The following is an 18,430-nucleotide window of genomic DNA, read 5'->3' as shown; positions in this document are numbered from 1 at the left end:
GTAGCCGCGGTCGAACTGCATGCCCTCGACGACGTCGAGCTCGGTCTCGGCGGTCTTGGCCTCCTCGACCGTGATCACGCCCTCGTTGCCGACCTTCTGCATCGCGTGGGCGATCATCTGGCCGATCTCGGTGTCGCCGTTCGATGAGATGGTGCCAACCTGGGCGACCTCGTCGGAGGTCGAGACCTTCTTGGCGCGCGCGATGATGTCCTTCACGGCGGCGGCCGTGGCGAGGTCGATGCCGCGCTTCAGGTCCATCGGGTTGATGCCGGCGGCGACGTACTTGGCGCCCTCGCGGACGATGGCCTGGGCCAGCACGGTCGCGGTGGTGGTGCCGTCACCCGCGATGTCGTTGGTCTTCGAGGCCACTTCGCGCACCATCTGGGCGCCCATGTTCTCGAAACGGTCGGAGAGCTCGATCTCCTTGGCGACCGTCACACCGTCCTTGGTGATGCGCGGGGCGCCGAAGCTCTTCTCGATCACGACGTTGCGGCCCTTCGGGCCGAGCGTCACCTTCACCGCATCCGCCAGGATGTCGACGCCGCGCAGCATCTTATCGCGGGCGTCGGCGGAGAAACGTACGTCTTTCGCTGCCATTGTGTGCCTCTTCGCTACTGGTTGAACCCCAAGGCCTCAGACGGCCTCAAAGGGCGGTGACGGGTGGTCCGATCAGAGGGCGACGACGCCCATGATGTCGGATTCCTTCATGATCAGGAGGTCCTGACCGTCGATCTTGACCTCGGTGCCGGACCACTTGCCGAACAGGACGCGGTCGCCGGCCTTGACGTCGAGCGCGTTGACACGGCCCTGCTCGTCGCGGGCGCCGGGGCCGACGGCGACGATCTCGCCCTCCTGCGGCTTCTCCTTGGCGGTGTCCGGGATGATGATGCCGCCCTTGGTCTTCTCCTCGCTCTCGATGCGACGGACGACCACGCGGTCGTGCAGCGGACGGAACTTCATGAGCTGCCCTCTTGCTTCAGGTCCGGAGTTGGCGTTGATGCGGCCACCGGGACCGCCGCGAACTCGACTGTTAGCACTCTGTCTCGGCGAGTGCCAAAGACGGCCGCGAGATAGGCGCGGGGCTGTTCCGTGTCAAGTCTGTCGCACCCTTTCGGGTGACGCGATGCCTGCCCCCCCGCTCATGGAAAATACGCCGCGATGCTGAGCCTGCACGGCCCCGAAGGTCCGGTGGCGCCCGAGACCGCCCGCCGGATCGCGCGCAGCGCCGTGTGGATCGACCTGAACGATCCGACCTCCGAGGAAGCGGAAGCGGTCGAGGCCGCGACCGGGCTGCGCATCCCGTCCCGGGAGGCCCTGTCCGAGGTCGAGACGTCGAGCCGCCTGCGCCGGGTGAAGGGCGGCCTGTCGCTGTCGACGCCGATGATCACCTTCGAGCGCAGCGCATCGCAGCTGAAGCCCCTGGGCTTCCTGCTGACGAAGGATCACCTCGTCACGGTCCGCTTCCATGAACTGCGCGCCTTCGAATCCGCGGCCAAGCGAATCGTCGACGGGGACGGCAGCGCGACGCCGAGCGAGGTCTTCCTCGTGGTCCTGGAAGAGCTGGTGGACAGCTTGGCGGACTCGCTGGAGGACATGGCCTCTGAACTCGACAGCTTGTCCACCCGGATCTTCGATTTCGACGTGCGCGGCGCGGACCGTCGCCGGCTGGAGAGCCCGCCACCCCGGCGCCGGGATCTCGCATTGCGTCGGATCCTGCGCGGGATCAGCAACCGGGGCAAAGTCCTGGGCAAGATCCGGGCGAGCCTGCTGGGCCTGGAGCGGATCGTCCCGTTCGTGGCGGCGGCCTGCGACGCCCTCGGCCTTCCGGAAAACAGTCGGTTCGACACGATCAGCCGGGATATCGATTCCCTCGACGAATTCGAGACGCGGCTTGCCGAAAACGTCCAGTTCCTGCTCGACGCGGCTTTGGGCCTGATCAACATCGAGCAGAACAACGTCTTCCGCGTGCTGACCGTCGTGTCGGTGGTGGGCGTGCCCCCGACCCTGATCGCATCCATCTACGGCATGAACTTCAAGACCATGCCCGAACTCGACTGGGCCTACGGTTATCCCTACGCCCTTGCGCTCATTCTTCTGAGTGCGCTCGCGCCGATTGTCTATTTTCGGATGCGAGGCTGGTTTTGAGGAAACAAAGAAAATTTTTTGAGTGTTCTTAGGTGGAAAATATCAATGCCAAGCAATTACCAGATCTAACGACGCGATCGAACCATTAGATAATAGGCTACTGGCTTCTTGCTCATATCGAATGCAGACTCTGGCGCAAAATTTAGCACTCGTTTAAGGAACCTCTGTCTTTCTTCCCGGCGCAGACAAGCGGGCACAGACATGTTCAAGAGATCCACCTACAGCGAGGCGCAAGCCAAGATCGAAGCCCTCGATCGATCGTTGGCCATCATCGAGTTTTCTATGGATGGGCATGTTCTCCATGCCAACGAAAACTTTCTGCGCGTGATGAAGTACACGCTTGCCGAACTCATCAACAAACATCACGGCATCTTCGTCGAGGACGCCGAGGCCAAGTCCGGAGACTACGCTCAGTTCTGGACCAAGCTGAAGGGCGGCCAGTACGTCACCGGCGAGTTCCTCCGCCTGGCCAAGGGCGGGGACCGGATCTGGCTCGAGGCCACCTACAACCCGATCCTGGACGCGGCCGGAAAACCCGTGAAGGTCGTGAAGTTCGCCTCCGACATCTCGGCGAAGAAGAACCAGATCGATCGGCTGATGTCGATGATCGACAACATGCCGGTCGCCGTGATGACCGTCGATCCGCGTAACAATTTTCAGTTCGACTACCTCAATCAAACATCCCGCAGAACGCTAAAGCCGCTGGAGCAATATCTTCCGGTCAAGGTCGATGACATGCTGGAGCACTCGTTCGACGTGTTCCACATGAATCCCAAGCATCAGCGCACGATGCTGTCGGATGCCAGCCACCTGCCGCATCGGACCAAGATCAAGGTCGGGCCCGAGACGCTCGATCTGCAGGTCACGGCCGTCAACGACGAGCGGGGCAACTACATCGGGCCGATGGCAACCTGGTCCATCGTCACGGCACAGGTTCAGATGGCCTCCGAGGTCACGCGGGTGGTCGAGGCGGTCGGCTCGGCGATCCAGGAGATGCAGCAATCGGCCGAGGGACTGACACAGTCAGCCGATTCCGCCCGCCAGAAGGCGACCTCGGTGGCGGCGAACTCGGAGCAGATGAACAACGCCATCCAGGAAATTTCCGGCCAGGTCGGGCGCGTGTCCGAGCGGGCTCAACAGATTGCCACGCAGGCCGAGACCACTGACGCGACGATGCGGCAACTGGCCGAGAACGCCCGCAAGGTCGACGCGGTGGTCGGCATGATCAAGTCGATCGCCGACCAGACCAATCTGCTGGCGCTCAACGCCACGATCGAGGCGGCCCGTGCCGGCACGGCCGGACGCGGCTTCGCGGTGGTGGCCAGCGAGGTCAAGGCGCTGGCCGAGCAGACCGCGAAGGCGACCGGGGAGATTACCCAGCAGGTCTCGGCGATCCAGAGCGCGACCGGCGAGGCGGTGAGCGCCATCGAGATGATCACCGCGGCGGTGGCGGAACTCTCCAACCTGACGCTGGCGGTGGCGAGCGCCGTGGAGGAGCAGGCGGTCTCGACCCACGAGATGTCGGGCAATATCGGCGGCGTCTCGCAGGCGGCCAACGCGACCGGCCAGTTTGCCGAAGCGGTCCGCGGCATTGCCGGGAGCCTGGCCGATTATTCCGCCAGCCTCGCCGAGAGCGTGAACCGCTTCACGAAGACGGCCTGATCCGGTCGGATCGCAGCCCACACCGCCGCGAACGCACACCCTCCCGGCTTCAGGATTTCAGCCTCGCCGTTCTTGCGGGTGGAGCACGGCAGCATCCCGATGCAGCGCTCCACCCGCCTCGCGGTGCCCTGAGCCACTTCGCTTTGTGCGTGCTAACAGAGGGGGGTGAAGCCGGTCGAACGGCACAACCGACATCCGCCGCTGCGCCTGGATCCATCGCTCGCGGTTTGGATGCGGGCTATCGGATTGCACCATGTCGTTGCCGGATGCGCTCGCGAACTGTCTGGTGCTCAACACGGTCGCGGCGGCCCGCACCTTGTTGCGGCGGGGCGACGCCGCCTTCAAGCCGTTCGGCGTCACCGTCCAGCAATTCTCGCTCCTGGCGGCGATCCGGTTCAATCCGGAGACGCCCGTGGCCGTGCTGGCACGCCGCATCCTGCTCGATCGAACCAGCCTGACGCGCAATCTGGATTTGTTGGAACAGAAAAACCTCGTCGAGCGTGTTGCGGACACCGACACCAGTGCACGCCTGTGTCGATTGACCCAGGACGGGAGCGTTCTGCTGGATCAACTCTTGGACGTTTGGCAACGCGCCCAGGCAGACATACGGGACGGGTTCGACGAAACGGAAGCCGATACCTATCTGCGCCTCGTCAAACACTTCGCACGCGGGAAATGAAGCGCCGCCGGCATTGCCCCGCCACGATGCTGTGTATATGCACACCTAAGTGGGCGCGTTTCGCGGGGTTTCGTCGTGCAAGAGCCGATCGTCATCACGGGTCTCGGGGCCGTCTCGCCGTTGGGTTCCGGCGTGGCGGCGACCTGGGAGCGGCTGAAAGCCGGGCAGAGCGGGATCCGGCGCAACACCCGATTCGATGTCGGTGATTGGAAATGCCGAATCGCCGGCCTCGTCCCCACGCGATCGGACGATCCGAGCGGATTCGATGCCGAGCGTGTGATGGAGGCCCGCGAGCTGCGCCGCAACGACGTGTTCATCCACTACGCCATGGGCGCCGCGCAGGAAGCGCTCGATCAGGCCGGCTGGCATCCCGACGATCCGGCGCATCGCCGGCGCACCGCCACGGTGATCGCCACGGGCATCGGCGGCGTTCCGGCGATCACCGCCGCCTGCGAGACCATCCGCACCTCGGGCGCGCGGCGCCTGTCGCCGTTCGTCGTGCCGTCCTTCCTGCCCAATCTCGCGGCCGGCCAGATTGCCATCCGGTTCGGCTTCCAGGGGCCGGCCGGTTCGCCGACCACGGCCTGCGCCGCCTCGGCCCAGGCGATCGGCGATGCCGCGCGTATGATCCGCAGCGGCGAAGCCGACATCGCCCTGTGCGGCGGGACGGAGGCGTGCGTCGATCCCGTTGCGATCGGCGGCTTCACGGCGGCGAAGGCCCTGTCCGTCGCGTTCAACGATGCGCCGCATCGCGCGTCCCGTCCGTTCGACCGCGAGCATGATGGCTTCGTTCTCTCGGAGGGTGCGGCCATGCTGGTGATCGAACGCCTCGGCCACGCCGAGCGGCGGGGTGCCCGTCCACTGGCGGTGCTGTCGGGCTACGGCACCACCACGGATGCCCATCACGTAACGTCGGGCTGGCCGGACGGGCGGGAAGCCGCCCGCACGATGGAGATCGCCCTCGCGAACGCGGGGCTCCCAGCGGCCGACGTCAGCTACGTCAACGCCCACGCGACCTCGACCCCGGTCGGCGACGCGGCCGAACTCGCCGCCCTGACGGCGCTGTTCGGGCCGGCCGGCGGCGGTGTCCCGATCAGTTCGACCAAATCGGCGACCGGCCATATGCTGGGCGCCGCCGGGGCGATCGAGGCCGTGTTCTCCACGCTCGCGCTCCAGCATCAGCTCCTTCCGCCGGGCCTCAACATCGAGGAGCCGATGCCGGAGGCGGCGGGGTTCGATCTGGTCGAGGCCGCTTCACGGCCCTGGCCCGTGAAGCACGTGCTGTCGAACGCCTTCGGCTTCGGAGGCGTCAACGCGGCGCTGGTGTTCAGCCGATACTTGTAATCCGGGCCGAGGGGGCCGTGACGATGTTCCGGAGACAGAGGACGCTACCTTGGCCGGTGGCAGTCCGCAGGTCGTTGGCCATAGCTACGGCGCCGCTGCCTGGCCAAGGAAGAAGGATCGTTCGGTTAGGCTGCAGGCGATCCACATCGTCCAGCTGTCCAATACGGTACTCAGATCGGTTTTCGGCCGGGCGTGGTTTGCCCGCATAATCCTTTCCGCCGGCGACCGTCCAGATCGCACCCCGCCTCATTCATCGTCTCGATCGGACACGGCTTCGATGAAGGCCTGATCCTCCGGCTCGCGCGTGCTGGCGGCGATGGCGCAAGATTGGCGTTGCGCCTCGGCTTTGAACCCGGGTGCGTGCACGTCAGGCGCCCAGATCTGTATGGGTCTCAGTCCTTGAGCACGGAGCCGCGCACGATCGTTGCGTACCTTTGCACGTGCGGATCCGGCGGTGGAAGCACGCCGCATGTCTTGCTCGCTCGTCGGCAACACCGTGTAACCTGAGTGGCAATGAGGGGTTTGCCAACGCTCAGCCCTCCGGTGGCCATCCTCACCGATCTGGAGACCTCACGATGCAGGACACGCGACCGGACGGCATCACCGCCATGGGCGCGGTGGACCTCGCCGCCGCCATCCGCGGCCGGGTGGTCTCCTGCGTGGAGGTGATGCGCGCCTATCTGGACCGGATCCATCGGCTCAACCCGCAGGTCAACGCCATCGTGGCCCTGGCCGACGACGCGGCGCTCCTGCGGGAGGCCGAGGCTGCCGATGCCGCCCTGGCGCGCGGCGCTGCGGTCGGGCCGCTGCACGGCTTCCCGCTCGCCGTGAAGGATCTCGATCCGGTGCGCGGCCTGCGGTTCACGCAAGGCTCGCCGATCTTCGCGGACCGGATCGCCGAGACCGATTCGATCATGGTGGCGCGCCTGCGCGCCGCCGGGGCGATCTTCATTGGAAAGACCAACATCCCCGAATTCGGCCTCGGCTCGCACAGCTTCAACTCTGTCTACGGCACCACGGCCAATCCCTATGATCTGACGAAGAGCGCGGGTGGGTCGAGCGGCGGTGCCGCCGTCGCGGTGGCGCTGCGGATGCAGCCGGTCGCCGACGGCAGCGATCATGCCGGATCGCTGCGCAACCCGCCGGCCTTCAACAATTGCTACGGCCTGCGCCCGAGCTGGGGCCGGATTCCCGCCGAGGCCAAGGACGTGTTCAGCCCCGGGCTCGCGGTGCTCGGCGCGATCGGACGGACGCCCGCCGATATCGGCCTGATGCTCTCCGTCCAGGCGGGTTACGACCCGCGCTGCCCGAATGCGATCCGCCAGGATCCGTCCGCCTTCGCGAGCCTGCGCGCCCGGGATTTCAGCGGCACCCGCATCGCGTGGCTCGGCGATTGCGGCGGCCAGATCCCGTTCGATCCCGGTGTGCTCGAACTCGGACGCTCGGCTCTGACCACCTTCGTGGAGATCGGCTGCACCGTCGAGGAGGCGGTGCCACGCTACGACATGGAGCAGCTGTGGCAGGATTGGCTGGTGCTGCGGGCGCTCACCGTCGCGGCGGCGCTTCGCCCGTTCTACGACGAGCCCCGCCACCGGGCGCTGCTGAAGCCAGAGGCCGCCTGGGAGGTCGAGCGGGGGCTGGCGCTCAGCGCCGACCGGATCATCGCGGCGCTGGAAGGCCGCACGCGCTGGTACGAGACCCTGCGCCGCTTCATGGAGGCCTACGACTTCCTCGTGATGCCAACGACGCAGGTCTTCCCGTTCGACAAGGACCTGCGCTGGCCCGAGACGGTCGGCGGGCGGCAGATGGATACCTACCATCGCTGGATGCAGACCGTGATCCCGGTCACCATGGCGGGCCTGCCCGCGCTCGATGTGCCGGCCGGATTCGGCGCGGCCGGATTGCCCACCGGCATCCAGATCGTCGGGCCGAACCACGGCGAACTCGCCTGCCTGCAGCTCGGCGGCGCCTACGACGCGGCGAGCAACTGGGTCCGGCGGTACCCGCCGCCTCTGAACTGAGGGCGTGTCACGTCGACCAAGCCGATACGATAACGGGCACGGATGCGTTGACCCGCCCGACGCTCTCCGCTAATAGGCCCGACACCCTGCACGTCGACCGTGAGCCAGTTCCGGATCATGTGGCCGTCGCGGGGCAGGTTCGGATATCCGATGACCACGGTCCTTATTGTAGCGGTAGCGTCACCGACGGGGCGGCCCTGAGCTAGGGCCGCAATCCGGGCGGTGGCGCATGCAGGGTCCCTCGGGGCCCTTTTTTGTTGCCCGCGGCCCGGCGGACGAAACTGACACGGACGGTTATCCGAGGCGAAAGGCACCTTCGGGCGAGGCGGACACCGCTTCATCAGACGAGGGTGCGGGGAGAGAGGACGGGGCCGGGCGGCGATCGCGGATCGCCGTGGTTCCGGAGAGCGCGAGGAGACGAGCATGGGCGGCGAGGTCATGACCGGGGCCGAGATGGTCATCCGGGCCTTCCAGGATCAGGGTGTCGATACGCTGTTCGGGTATCCGGGCGGCGCCGTACTTCCGATCTACGACGCGCTGTTCCACCAGAACGCCGTCAAGCACATCCTCGTGCGCCACGAGCAGGGCGCCGTCCACGCCGCCGAGGGCTACGCGCGCTCGTCCGGCAAGGTCGGCTGCGTGCTGGTCACCTCGGGCCCCGGCGCGACCAACATCGTCACCGGCCTGACCGACGCGATGCTGGATTCGATCCCGCTGGTCTGCATCACCGGCCAGGTCCCGACCCATCTGATCGGCACCGACGCGTTCCAGGAATGCGACACGGTCGGCATCACGCGCCACTGCACGAAGCACAATTACCTGGTCAAATCGATCGACGACCTGCCGCGCATCCTGCACGAGGCGTTCTACGTCGCGGCGAACGGCCGGCCCGGCCCGGTCGTGGTCGATCTGCCCAAGGACATCCAGTTCGCCTCCGGCCTCTACGAGCGCCCGGAGATCGCGAGCCACAAGACCTACCGCCCGGCCGTGAAGGGCGATTCCGACCGGATCCGGGCGGCCGTCGACTTGATGGCGACCGCCCGCCGGCCGGTCTTCTACACGGGCGGCGGCGTGATCAATTCCGGCCCGGAAGCCTCGCGCCTGCTGCGCGAGCTCGTCCGCGAGACCGGCTTTCCGGTCACCTCGACCCTGATGGGGCTCGGCGCCTATCCGGGCACGGACGAGAAGTTCCTGGGCATGCTCGGCATGCACGGGACCTACGAGGCCAACCTCGCGATGCACGAATGCGACGTGATGATCTGCGTCGGCGCCCGGTTCGACGACCGGATCACCGGCCGGCTCGACGCGTTCTCGCCGTTCTCCAAGAAGATCCACATCGACGTCGACGCCTCCTCGATCAACAAGGTGGTCAAGGTCGATGTCGGGATCGTCGGCGATTGCGCCTCGGTGCTCGCCGATATGCTGGAGGCATGGCGCGCCCTGCCGTCGCGGCCCGACGCGTCGAACCTCGAGCCGTGGCTGCAGAAGATCAAGACCTGGAAGGCGCGGGACTGCCTCGCCTACTGGCCCTCGGGCACGATCATCAAGCCGCAATACGCGGTCCAGCGGCTCTACGAGGCCTGCAAGAGCCGCGAGACCTACATCACCACGGAGGTCGGCCAGCACCAGATGTGGGCGGCCCAGTACTTCAAGTACGACGAGCCGAACCGCTGGATGACCTCGGGCGGGCTCGGCACGATGGGTTACGGCCTGCCGGCCGCGATCGGCACGCAGCTCGCCCATCCGGACGGGCTGGTGATCGACATCGCCGGCGAGGCCTCGATCCTGATGAACATGCAGGAGATGTCGACGGCGGTTCAGTACCGCCTGCCGATCAAGGTGTTCATCCTGAACAACGAGTACATGGGCATGGTCCGGCAGTGGCAGGAATTGCTGCACGGCTCGCGCTACTCGCAGAGCTACTCGGAGAGTCTGCCGGACTTCGTGAAGCTCGCGGAGGCCTATGGCGCCAAGGGCATGCGCTGCGACAAGCCCGGCGACCTCGACGGCGCGATCGCGGAGATGCTGGCCTACGACGGTCCGGTGATCTTCGACTGCATCGTCGACAAGACCGAGAATTGCTTCCCGATGATTCCGTCGGGCAAGGCGCATAACGAGATGCTCCTGTCCGACTACCTCGGTGAGACCGGCGTCGAACTTGGCGACGTGATCTCCGAGGAAGGCAAGATGCTGGTGTAAGGGACTGAGATCCCAGGATTGATCTGCAATAACCTGGTTTCAAAAGGTCGAGACCTTTTGCGGGTGAAGGGCGGAGCCCTGCTGTCGGGCTTCGCCCGATGCGTCGGGGCTCTGCCCCGACACCCCGCCGAAGGGCACGTCCTTCGGAAACCCAGACGAGGACGAGGCCGGCGATGAACGCGATGAACACCCACTATCCCGATGCCGGCCGCGTCGAGCCGGTGAACCGGCACACCCTGGCGGTGATCGTCGACAACGAGCCCGGCGTGCTCGCCCGCATCTCGGGCCTGTTCTCCGGCCGCGGCTACAACATCGAGAGCCTGACCGTCTCCGAGACCGAAGAGGCGCGCCACATCTCGCGCATCACCATCGTGACGACGGGCACGAACGCGGTGATCGAGCAGATCAAGGCGCAGCTCGACCGGCTGGTGCCGGTGCACCGGGTGGTGGACCTGACGCTCCAGGGCAACGCGCTGGAGCGCGAGATCTGCCTCGTGAAGGTGAAGGGCGAGGGCGAGCACCGGAGCGAGGCCCTACGGCTCGCTGCCGCCTTCGGCGCCAAGACGCTGGACGCCACGCTCAACTCCTTCGTGTTCGAACTGACCGGCGCCACCGAGGAGATCGACCGGTTCGTGCGCCTCATGAGCGTGATCGGGCTGGTGGAGATCTGCCGGACCGGCATCTCCGCGATGGGGCGCGGGGCGGAGCCGCTGTAGGATCCGGCCGATTGGACTATGATGCCGGGAGAGTGGGAGAAGCTCTCATGGAAGCCAAGCTCACGCGCACCGGCGACGAATTCGTGATTCGGATCCCTGCGAACGAGGGCGATCGGCACGGTCTGACGGATGGGCAGGCCGTCGAGATCCTGCCGCGTCGGCGCAGGGAGACACTGCAGGACATGATCGCCGAGATGGATCGGCTCGGGCCAGCCTATCGCCCTCCCGTCGTGGATTGGGGGCCGGATGTCGGCGCCGAGATCATCCATGACGACTGGACATGACCCTCGAGAATTGCCGGAGGCCGGGGATCTCGTGTGGGTGGATTTCCGGCCGACGCTCGGCCGCGAACAATCCGGTGTTCGACCTGCTCTCGTTCTGACAACCCGCGATTTCCACGCGCGGAACGCGACCGCCATCGTTTGCCCGGTGACACGCAACGTCGATCCCTGGCCGACAAAAATCATGCTTCCGCAAGGTTTGGCGATTTCCGGTGCGGTCCTGACCGATCAGATCCGGAACGTCGATCGCGCCGCACGCGGTCTCCGCCGCATCGATCGTGTCTCGCTCGAAACGCTCGACGCCGTTCGCCAGAAGCTCGCGAACCTGCTCGGATTCAACCCGCTTCCCTGATCGAAGGATGACCGACCGCATGGCTCGCACCCTCTACTACGCCCCCGGCGCCTGCTCGCTGGCCGCCCACATCATCCTGGAGGAATCCGGGCTGCCCTACGAGGGCGTGAAGCTCGACCTCGCCGCGGGCGACCAGCGGCGGCCGGAATATCTATCCATCAACGATCGCGGTCGCGTGCCGGCGCTGACCGAGGACGCGTGGGTGCTGACCGAATGCGCGGCCATCCTGCGCCATGTCGCCCGCTCGGTGCCCGAGAAGGCTTTGTGGCCCACGGATCTGCGCGAGCAGGGGGCCGCCGACGAGTGGCTCGGCTGGCTCGCCTGCAACCACCACGTCACCTACGCCCATGTCCGCCGCCCGGAGCGCTACAGCGAGGATGAGAGCGCCTTCGACGGCATCAAGGCCAAGGCCGCCAACACCTACGCGGATCTCGCCACCATGACCGAGGTGCGCCTCTCGCACGGCGGCTGGGCGGTGGGCGACCGGTTCAGCGTGGTCGATGCCTACCTGATGGTCTTCTGGTTCTGGGCGAACGGCCCGACGCTCCGGTTCGACATGGCCGGCCGCTTCCCGGCCTGGACCGCCCATGCCCGCCGCGTTGCCGAGCGCCCGGCCGTGCAGGCCGTCTTCGCCCGCGAAGGGTTGCCGCTGCCGCGCTGAGCCTCGACGGTCGCGGCACCGACTTGCCGCGACCAACGAATCGGCCTAAAGGGCGTACCGTACGGTACGGTACGCCCTTTCGAGACGATGCAACCCAGCCCCACAGCAGAGCAGGACGCGCCATCGGCCCGCCAGCAGGCGGTGCTGGATGCCGTGCTCGGCCTCATGGTGGAGGACCGGGACCAGCTCACCATGGACGCCGTGGCGCGCCGGGCGAGCTGCTCGAAGGAGACGCTCTACAAGTGGTTCGGCGACCGCGACGGATTGCTGACCGCGACGGTGCGCTGGCAGGCCTCCCGGGTCCATGCCGGGTACGACACCGCGCAGGTGCTCGACGGCGCGACCCTGCGGGAGCGCCTGCAGGATTTCGCCGTGACGTGGCTGGAGGTGATCACCGGCCCGACCTCGGTCGCGCTGAACCGCATCGCGATCGCGCATGCCGGGTCGCACAAGAGCAATCTCGGCGGTATCGTCCTGGCGAACGGGCGCTTCGCCATCGGCGAGCGGGTGAAACCGGTGCTGGAGGCGGGGCGCGCGGTGGGGCTTCTGGCCTTCGCCGACAGCGAGGCCGCCTTCCGCACCTTCTTCGGCCTCGTCGGCCGCGATATTCAGATCCGACTTCTGCTCGGCGAGGCGCTCGACCTCTGCGGAGATGAGATCCGGCGCGATGCGGACCGCGCCGTGGACCAGTTCCTGGCCCTCTACGGCCAGGTCAAACCCGAACCGAACCACCAAACTTAAAAGGAGACAGACATGCGGGTGTATTACGATCGCGACGCCGACCTGAACCTGATCAAGGGCAAGAAGGTCGCCATCGTCGGCTACGGCAGCCAGGGCCATGCCCACGCGCTCAACCTGCGCGATTCCGGCGTGAAGGACATCGTCATCGCGCTCCGCGAGGGTTCCGCCACCGCCAAGAAGGCCGAGCACGAAGGCTTCAAGGTCCTCTCCGTGGCCGAGGCCGCCAAGTGGGCCGACGTCGTGATGATGCTCACCCCGGACGAGCTGCAGGGCGACATCTACCGTGAGTCGCTGGAAGGCAACATGAAGCAGGGCGCCGCGCTGCTGTTCGCCCACGGCCTCAACGTTCACTTCAACCTGATCGAGCCGCGCAAGGACCTCGACGTCCTGATGGTCGCCCCGAAGGGCCCCGGCCACACCGTGCGCTCCGAGTACCTCCGCGGCGGCGGCGTTCCGACCTTGATCGCCATCGCGCAGGACGCGTCGGGCAACGCCCATGACCTGGGCCTGTCGTACGCCTCGGCCAATGGCGGCGGCCGCGCCGGCATTATCGAGACCACCTTCAAGGAAGAGTGCGAGACCGACCTGTTCGGCGAGCAGGCCGTGCTGTGCGGCGGCTTGGTCGAGCTGATCAAGGCCGGCTTCGAGACCCTGGTCGAGGCAGGCTACGCCCCCGAGATGGCCTATTTCGAGTGCCTGCACGAGGTGAAGCTGATCGTCGACCTCATCTACGAGGGCGGCATCGCCAACATGAACTACTCGATCTCCAACACGGCCGAGTACGGCGAGTACGTCACCGGCCCGCGCATCGTCACGCCCGAGACCAAGGCCGAGATGAAGCGCGTGCTGAACGACATCCAATCGGGCACCTTCACCCGCAACTGGATGCTGGAGAACAAGGTCAACCAGACCTCGTTCAAGGCGACCCGCGCCAAGCTCGCCGCCCACCCGATCGAGGAGGTCGGCGCCAAGCTCCGCGGCATGATGCCGTGGATCTCCGAGAAGGCGCTGGTCGACAAGACCCGCAATTAATTCGGGATTTTTGCGGCCGGGCTTGGCTCGGCCGCAGCCTTGAGGGGCCGGTCACGCGAAGGCGTGGCCAGCCTTTCGCGTTGCAGGTTGCCCAAGGCTGCGCTTCCCGGCCATAAGCCCCGCAGCGGTCCCGCCCATACGAGGACCGGCAAGCGGAGAGGACACCCATGGCATCGCTCTATTCCAACGCGCACCGGGCGTTGCAGGAGGAGTTCGGCACCACCAAGCTCGCGGTACGGCTCGACGAGGATTGGGTCCATGAGAGCGTCCAGCCGGACGAGGCCGCCTTCATCGGCTCCCGCGACATGTTCTTCCTCTCGACCGTCGACCCGGATGGGATGCCGACCGTTTCCTACAAGGGCGGCCCCACGGGCTTCGTGAAGGTGCTCGACGCCAACACGCTCGTCTTCCCCGGCTTCGACGGCAACGGCATGTTCTACTCGATGGGCAACATCGAGGGGCAGGCCAAGGTCGGCCTGCTGTTCATCGATTTCGAGACGCCCCACCGCATCCGCGTGCAGGGCCACGCGACGCTGCTGCGCGACGACGCCCTGATGGCCGAGTACACCGAGGCGAAATACCTGGTGAAGGTCGCGGTGACGAAGATCTGGGTCAATTGCCCGCGCTACATCCACAAGTACCAGAAGCTCGAGCAGAACAAGTACGTGCCACGGCCCGGCCGCGAGACCCCGCTCGCCGCCTGGAAGCGCCTCGACCTCGCGGGCGACGTGATCAGCGACGCCGACAAGGCCCGCGTCGCCCAGGAGGGCAAGCTGGAGGTCACCGAGTACGAGGCGCTCGTCGCCCGCGGCGAGGCCTGATCCGCTAGCCCGCCCGGCGCGCCACGATGAATACCCGCGGGAAGGCGAGCAGTCGCCGTCCGTCGCTGCGGGGCGGATAGGCCCCGTCGATGGCGGATTGGTAGGCGGCCAGGAAGCCGGCCTTGTCCGCGGCGTTCAGCGGGTCGAGGAAGGGGCGCAGGCCCGTCGCGCTGACCCAGTCGACGATGGCGGCGGCATCCGCCATCCCGTGGTGATAGGTGGTACACCAGACATCGACTGCATCTGCGTGGGGTGCCAGGAGGTCGTAATAGGCGGCTGGATCGAGCATCCGCCCGAGGCGCCCGGCCACGGCGGGATCGCCAATCGCCGCCGCCCAGGGGCCTGCGGCCGCGACTTCCCGCATCAGGCGATGCGTGGGCTCGGCAAGATTGTCGGGCATCTGCACGGCGAGCACGCCGCCCGGGGCGAGGAGACCGAGCAGCCGCGGCAGCAGGGTCGCGTGGTCCGGCAGCCATTGCAGCACGGCGTTGGCGTAGATCAGGTCCGGCCCGCGCTCGGGCACCCAGGTCGCGGCATCGGCCTGCGCGAACGTGAGATCGGGCAGGCGGGCGCAAGCGCTCTCCAGCATGGCGGGCGAGGTGTCGAGGCCGATCACCTCGGCGTCGGGAAAGCGCGCGGTGATCAACGCAGTGGAATTGCCGGGTCCGCAGCCGAGATCATAGGCCAGAAGCGGCGCGTCGAGGGGCACGCGGGCGAGCAGTTCGGCGGCGGGGCGGGTCCGCTCGTCTTCGAAGCGGGTGTAGAGGGCGGGGTTCCAATCGGCCATCGCAAACCCTCCGTGGACGAGCCTCAGCAGCCGAGCTGGTCGGCGAGATCCGCCAAGTCCCGCGCCGCGTAGGTGACCGGTACCGTCGGCGCGGTCTCGCCGCCGGCCGGGCCGTGCTCCTGCGGGCGGGCGATGTGGGCGGTGGCGAGACTGTGGCTCGCGGCCGATGCGAGATCGTTCGAATGGGCGGCGACCATCATGGTCTCTCCGGCCGCGAAGCCGAAGGCCGCGACCGCATCGCGGTAGAGCGCCGGCTTCGGCTTGTAGTCGCGCGAATAACCGGCCCCGAGCACCGCGTCGAAGATCAGGCCGTTGCGGCGGGCGAGGTCGGCCATCAGCCGGACAGGCCCATTCGAATTCGGCGCCAGGAGGTGTTTTTCACGTAAGCGCCGCAGCGCGTCCGGCACATCGGGCCACGCATCGAGTCGGTGCCACGCCTGGACCAGTTCGCGCTGCACATCGTCCGACACGCCCGCGATGCCGAACTGCGCCAGCACGTCGGGCAGGGATTCCGCCTGGAGCGTGTCGAGGTCGACGTAGGGCCGGGCGCCGGAGCGCACCGTCTCCATCGAGGGGTTGTAGCGGGCGCGCCAGGCATCCGCGAAGGCTCCGGCATCGAGGTTCGGCGCGATAGGCGCGAGCAGCCGCGCAGCCTCACGGGCGATTCCGGAGCGCCAGTCGACCAGCGTCCCGAAGACGTCGAAGACCAGCGCCCGGACGGTCACCGCACCGCCTGAAGGCTCGGACCGCGCCGGACGAAGCCGACGATATCCTTGACGGCATCCAGCGTCTGCGCCGCGATGGTCTCGGCCCGATTGCTGCCGTCGGCCAGGACCGCATCGATATGGCCCGGATCGGCCGTGAGGCGGCGCATCTCCCCGGCGATCGGCCCGAGGCTCGTCACCGCGAGGTCGGCGAGCGCCGGCTTGAAGGTCGAGAATTGCGCCCCGCCGAAATCGCGCAGCACGTCCTCGCGGGTGATCCCGGCGAGCGCCGCGTAGATCCCCACGAGGTTGTCGGCCTCCGGCCGCTCCTTCAGGCCATCCACCTCGGAGGGCAGGGGCTCGGAATCCGTCTTCGCCCGGCGGATCTTCTGGGCGATCGTATCGGCCTCGTCGGTGAGATTGATGCGGGCGTTGTCGGACGGGTCCGACTTCGACATCTTCTTGGTGCCGTCGCGCAGCGACATGACCCGGGCGGCCGGGCCGCCGATCAGCGGCTCCGTGATCGGAAAGAACGCGTCGCCGTGGCCGTGCGCCGCGATCGAGGATCCGAAATCGGTGTTGAACTTCTGGGCGATGTCCCGGGTCAGCTCCAGGTGCTGCTTCTGGTCCTCGCCGACCGGCACATGCGTCGCCCGGTAGGCCAGGATGTCGGCCGCCATCAGCACCGGGTAGTCGTAGAGCCCGATCGAGGCGTTCTCCCGATCCTTGCCGGCCTTCTCCTTGAACTGGGTCATGCGGTTCAGCCAGCCGAGGCGGGCGACGCAGTTGAACACCCAGGCGAGCTCGGCGTGTTGCGGCACCTGGCTCTGGTTGAACACGATCGAGCGTTTCGGGTCGATGCCGGCGGCCAGGAACGCGGCCGTGACCTCGCGGATCTGGCCGCGCAGGGCTTCGGGATCCTGCCAGACGGTGATCGCGTGCATATCGACCACGCAGTAGAGGCACTGCGCGTCGCGCTCCTGCATCTCAACGAAGCGCTTCACCGCCCCAAGGTAATTGCCGAGATGCAGATTGCCGGTGGGCTGGACGCCCGAGAAGACCAATTCGGTGAACGCGGCCATCGGCGCCGATCCTGAGCAAGATAAGACCGGGGCTCCGCGCCAGCCGGGCGAAGGTTACTCGCACCCGTGGGCTGGACCGGTCAAGGATGCGTTCACGGCTCCCGCGTCGACACTTTCGCGCTCGGGCAGAGATCGACCAGGACGCAGCGCCCGCAGGCCGGGCGGTGATGATGGCAGACGTTCTGGCCATGCAGCATCAGGATCTCGTGGTTGTCGTAGAGATCCTGCGCGCTCCAGTCGTCGGGGAGTTGCGCCCGCAGGATCGGGTGCGCGGGGCCGACATCGACGCGCGGGCCGATCAACCCCAGGCGCTGGGCAACCCGGTGATGGTGGCTGTCGACCGGCAGCGCAGGCATCCGCAGGGTAGAGAACGACAAGACCGCCGCGCTGGTCTTGGGGCCGACCCCCGGGATCGCCTGCAGCCAAGCCCGCGCGGCCTCGACCTCCATGTCGGCCAGGAAGGCGAGGTCGAGGCTGCCGCGACGGTCGCGCAGGGCCCGCAGCACGTCGCGGATGCGCGGCGCCTTAAGCTCCGGCCAGGTCACGCCCGCGATGGCGGCCTCGATCTCCGGCACATCCGCGTCGATCATCGCGTTCCAATCCGGGAAGCGCACGCGCAACGCCTTGAAGGCCCGGCCCGACTCCGCGTTGCGCGTCCGGTGCGACAGGAGCGAGGAGACGAGTTCGCTGACCGGATCCAGGCTGTGGAAGTACGGGATCGGGCAGCCATAGACCGGGCAGAGCCGCGCGTGGACGGCGAGCGCCTTGTCGGCGAGGGCGGGATCGCCGGGGGCGGGGGCGGCTTTGCGGCTGGTCCGCGGGCGGGTTTCAGAGCGGAGATCGGCGAGGGGCATAGCGGTCGAATCCGCCAGCCGGCGCCGCTGTTCCGGCGCGCGCGGGGCAGCGGCAATCTGTCCGATCAGGGCGCGATGGCTTCGGGATCGGCCTAACGGCCTGCCACGTCTCTCCCTCCCCCGCCGAGGGGGGAGGGAGAGACGTGGAACCGTGGATTCGACCCCCTACTTCACCAGCGCGCAGATATTCACGTCGAGATTGTCGTCCGTTCCGTCCTTGAGGTCGGTGGCGGATTCCTCGACGAAGCGGTCCTTCCCCACGATGTACTTGGCATTGAGGTAGGCGGTCAACTTCTTGTTGGTGTTTGTGAACGACTCGGAGGAGTCCCTATGGGTGCAGCCCATGCCC

The 18,430-nt window shown here is 67.1% G+C and carries 20 protein-coding genes and 1 pseudogene; 13 read left to right on the top strand and 8 right to left on the bottom strand.

The window, feature by feature from the left end; translation table 11 throughout:
- On the bottom strand, positions 1–597 hold a 597-nt coding region (locus MKK63_RS19970), incomplete at its 3' end, for a TCP-1/cpn60 chaperonin family protein (protein ID WP_279574772.1).
- Between the two features lie 72 nt (positions 598–669).
- Positions 670–960, bottom strand: a complete 291-nt coding sequence (groES, locus tag MKK63_RS19965) for a co-chaperone GroES (protein WP_007567860.1) — start codon at positions 958–960, stop codon at positions 670–672.
- A gap of 198 nt (positions 961–1,158) precedes the next feature.
- Between groES and MKK63_RS19960 the strand changes: the two genes are divergently transcribed.
- The 4 genes from MKK63_RS19960 to fabF all read left to right on the top strand — a co-directional run bounded on the left by MKK63_RS19960 (position 1,159) and on the right by fabF (position 5,830).
- Positions 1,159–2,145, top strand: a complete 987-nt coding sequence (locus tag MKK63_RS19960; RefSeq protein WP_244004867.1) for a CorA family divalent cation transporter — start codon at positions 1,159–1,161, stop codon at positions 2,143–2,145.
- 201 nt (positions 2,146–2,346) lie between these two features.
- Positions 2,347–3,807, top strand: coding sequence for a methyl-accepting chemotaxis protein (locus MKK63_RS19955; RefSeq protein ID WP_244004865.1), 1,461 nt, complete (start codon positions 2,347–2,349; stop codon positions 3,805–3,807).
- Between the two features lie 253 nt (positions 3,808–4,060).
- Positions 4,061–4,486, top strand: coding sequence for a MarR family winged helix-turn-helix transcriptional regulator (locus MKK63_RS19950; RefSeq protein WP_244004864.1), 426 nt, complete (start codon positions 4,061–4,063; stop codon positions 4,484–4,486).
- Between the two features lie 75 nt (positions 4,487–4,561).
- Entirely contained in the window at positions 4,562–5,830 is a 1,269-nt protein-coding gene (gene fabF / locus MKK63_RS19945) for a beta-ketoacyl-ACP synthase II (protein WP_244004862.1), read from the top strand.
- Positions 5,831–6,076: 246 nt separating this feature from the next.
- Here fabF and MKK63_RS19940 read toward each other — a convergent pair whose 3' ends face one another.
- Positions 6,077–6,301: an antitoxin MazE family protein gene (locus MKK63_RS19940; protein WP_244004860.1), complete on the bottom strand. Its 225-nt coding sequence runs from the start codon at positions 6,299–6,301 to the stop codon at positions 6,077–6,079.
- Between the two features lie 104 nt (positions 6,302–6,405).
- Between MKK63_RS19940 and MKK63_RS19935 the strand changes: the two genes are divergently transcribed.
- The 9 genes from MKK63_RS19935 (at position 6,406) to MKK63_RS19895 (ending at position 14,654) form a co-directional block, all read left to right on the top strand.
- Positions 6,406–7,851, top strand: coding sequence for an amidase (locus MKK63_RS19935; RefSeq protein WP_244004858.1), 1,446 nt, complete (start codon positions 6,406–6,408; stop codon positions 7,849–7,851).
- Between the two features lie 423 nt (positions 7,852–8,274).
- The gene (locus tag MKK63_RS19930; RefSeq protein WP_244004856.1) at positions 8,275–10,050 is read left to right on the top strand and encodes an acetolactate synthase 3 large subunit; all 1,776 of its coding nucleotides are present in this window, start codon (positions 8,275–8,277) and stop codon (positions 10,048–10,050) included.
- A gap of 173 nt (positions 10,051–10,223) precedes the next feature.
- Positions 10,224–10,766, top strand: a complete 543-nt coding sequence (ilvN, locus tag MKK63_RS19925; RefSeq protein WP_244004854.1) for an acetolactate synthase small subunit — start codon at positions 10,224–10,226, stop codon at positions 10,764–10,766.
- A gap of 47 nt (positions 10,767–10,813) precedes the next feature.
- Entirely contained in the window at positions 10,814–11,050 is a 237-nt protein-coding gene (locus tag MKK63_RS19920) for a MazF family transcriptional regulator (RefSeq protein WP_244004852.1), read from the top strand.
- Entirely contained in the window at positions 11,034–11,399 is a 366-nt protein-coding gene (locus MKK63_RS19915; RefSeq protein WP_244004849.1) for a type II toxin-antitoxin system PemK/MazF family toxin, read from the top strand. Before MKK63_RS19920 ends, MKK63_RS19915 begins: the two co-directional genes overlap by 17 nt.
- A 19-nt stretch (positions 11,400–11,418) precedes the next feature.
- Entirely contained in the window at positions 11,419–12,060 is a 642-nt protein-coding gene (locus MKK63_RS19910) for a glutathione S-transferase family protein (protein WP_244004847.1), read from the top strand.
- 87 nt (positions 12,061–12,147) lie between these two features.
- Positions 12,148–12,801: a TetR/AcrR family transcriptional regulator C-terminal domain-containing protein gene (locus MKK63_RS19905; RefSeq protein WP_244004846.1), complete on the top strand. Its 654-nt coding sequence runs from the start codon at positions 12,148–12,150 to the stop codon at positions 12,799–12,801.
- Positions 12,802–12,813: 12 nt separating this feature from the next.
- A complete protein-coding gene (gene ilvC / locus MKK63_RS19900) occupies positions 12,814–13,833 on the top strand; it encodes a ketol-acid reductoisomerase (RefSeq protein WP_012322218.1) in 1,020 nt (339 codons plus the stop codon).
- Positions 13,834–14,000: 167 nt separating this feature from the next.
- A complete protein-coding gene (locus tag MKK63_RS19895; protein ID WP_244004844.1) occupies positions 14,001–14,654 on the top strand; it encodes a pyridoxamine 5'-phosphate oxidase family protein in 654 nt (217 codons plus the stop codon).
- A 4-nt stretch (positions 14,655–14,658) separates the two neighbouring features.
- On the opposite strand, the gene tam is transcribed toward MKK63_RS19895, so the two are convergent.
- From tam to MKK63_RS19870, 5 genes and pseudogenes are all read right to left on the bottom strand, one after another.
- A complete protein-coding gene (tam, locus tag MKK63_RS19890; RefSeq protein ID WP_244004842.1) occupies positions 14,659–15,441 on the bottom strand; it encodes a trans-aconitate 2-methyltransferase in 783 nt (260 codons plus the stop codon).
- Positions 15,442–15,464: 23 nt separating this feature from the next.
- Positions 15,465–16,166 (bottom strand): haloacid dehalogenase type II, encoded by a 702-nt coding sequence (locus MKK63_RS19885; protein ID WP_244004840.1) that lies wholly within the window; start codon positions 16,164–16,166, stop codon positions 15,465–15,467.
- Positions 16,163–17,227: a tryptophan--tRNA ligase gene (trpS, locus tag MKK63_RS19880; RefSeq protein ID WP_244004838.1), complete on the bottom strand. Its 1,065-nt coding sequence runs from the start codon at positions 17,225–17,227 to the stop codon at positions 16,163–16,165. Before trpS ends, MKK63_RS19885 begins: the two co-directional genes overlap by 4 nt.
- Positions 17,228–17,319: 92 nt before the next feature.
- Entirely contained in the window at positions 17,320–18,081 is a 762-nt protein-coding gene (gene nth, locus MKK63_RS19875) for an endonuclease III domain-containing protein (protein WP_244004836.1), read from the bottom strand.
- Between the two features lie 165 nt (positions 18,082–18,246).
- Positions 18,247–18,430 (bottom strand): annotated as a pseudogene (locus MKK63_RS19870) (AraC family transcriptional regulator); the annotation flags it as partial.

It is taken from the genome of Methylobacterium sp. J-088 (assembly GCF_022829295.1).
GTDB lineage: Bacteria > Pseudomonadota > Alphaproteobacteria > Rhizobiales > Beijerinckiaceae > Methylobacterium.
This window is presented reverse-complemented; position numbering and strand designations above follow the sequence as displayed.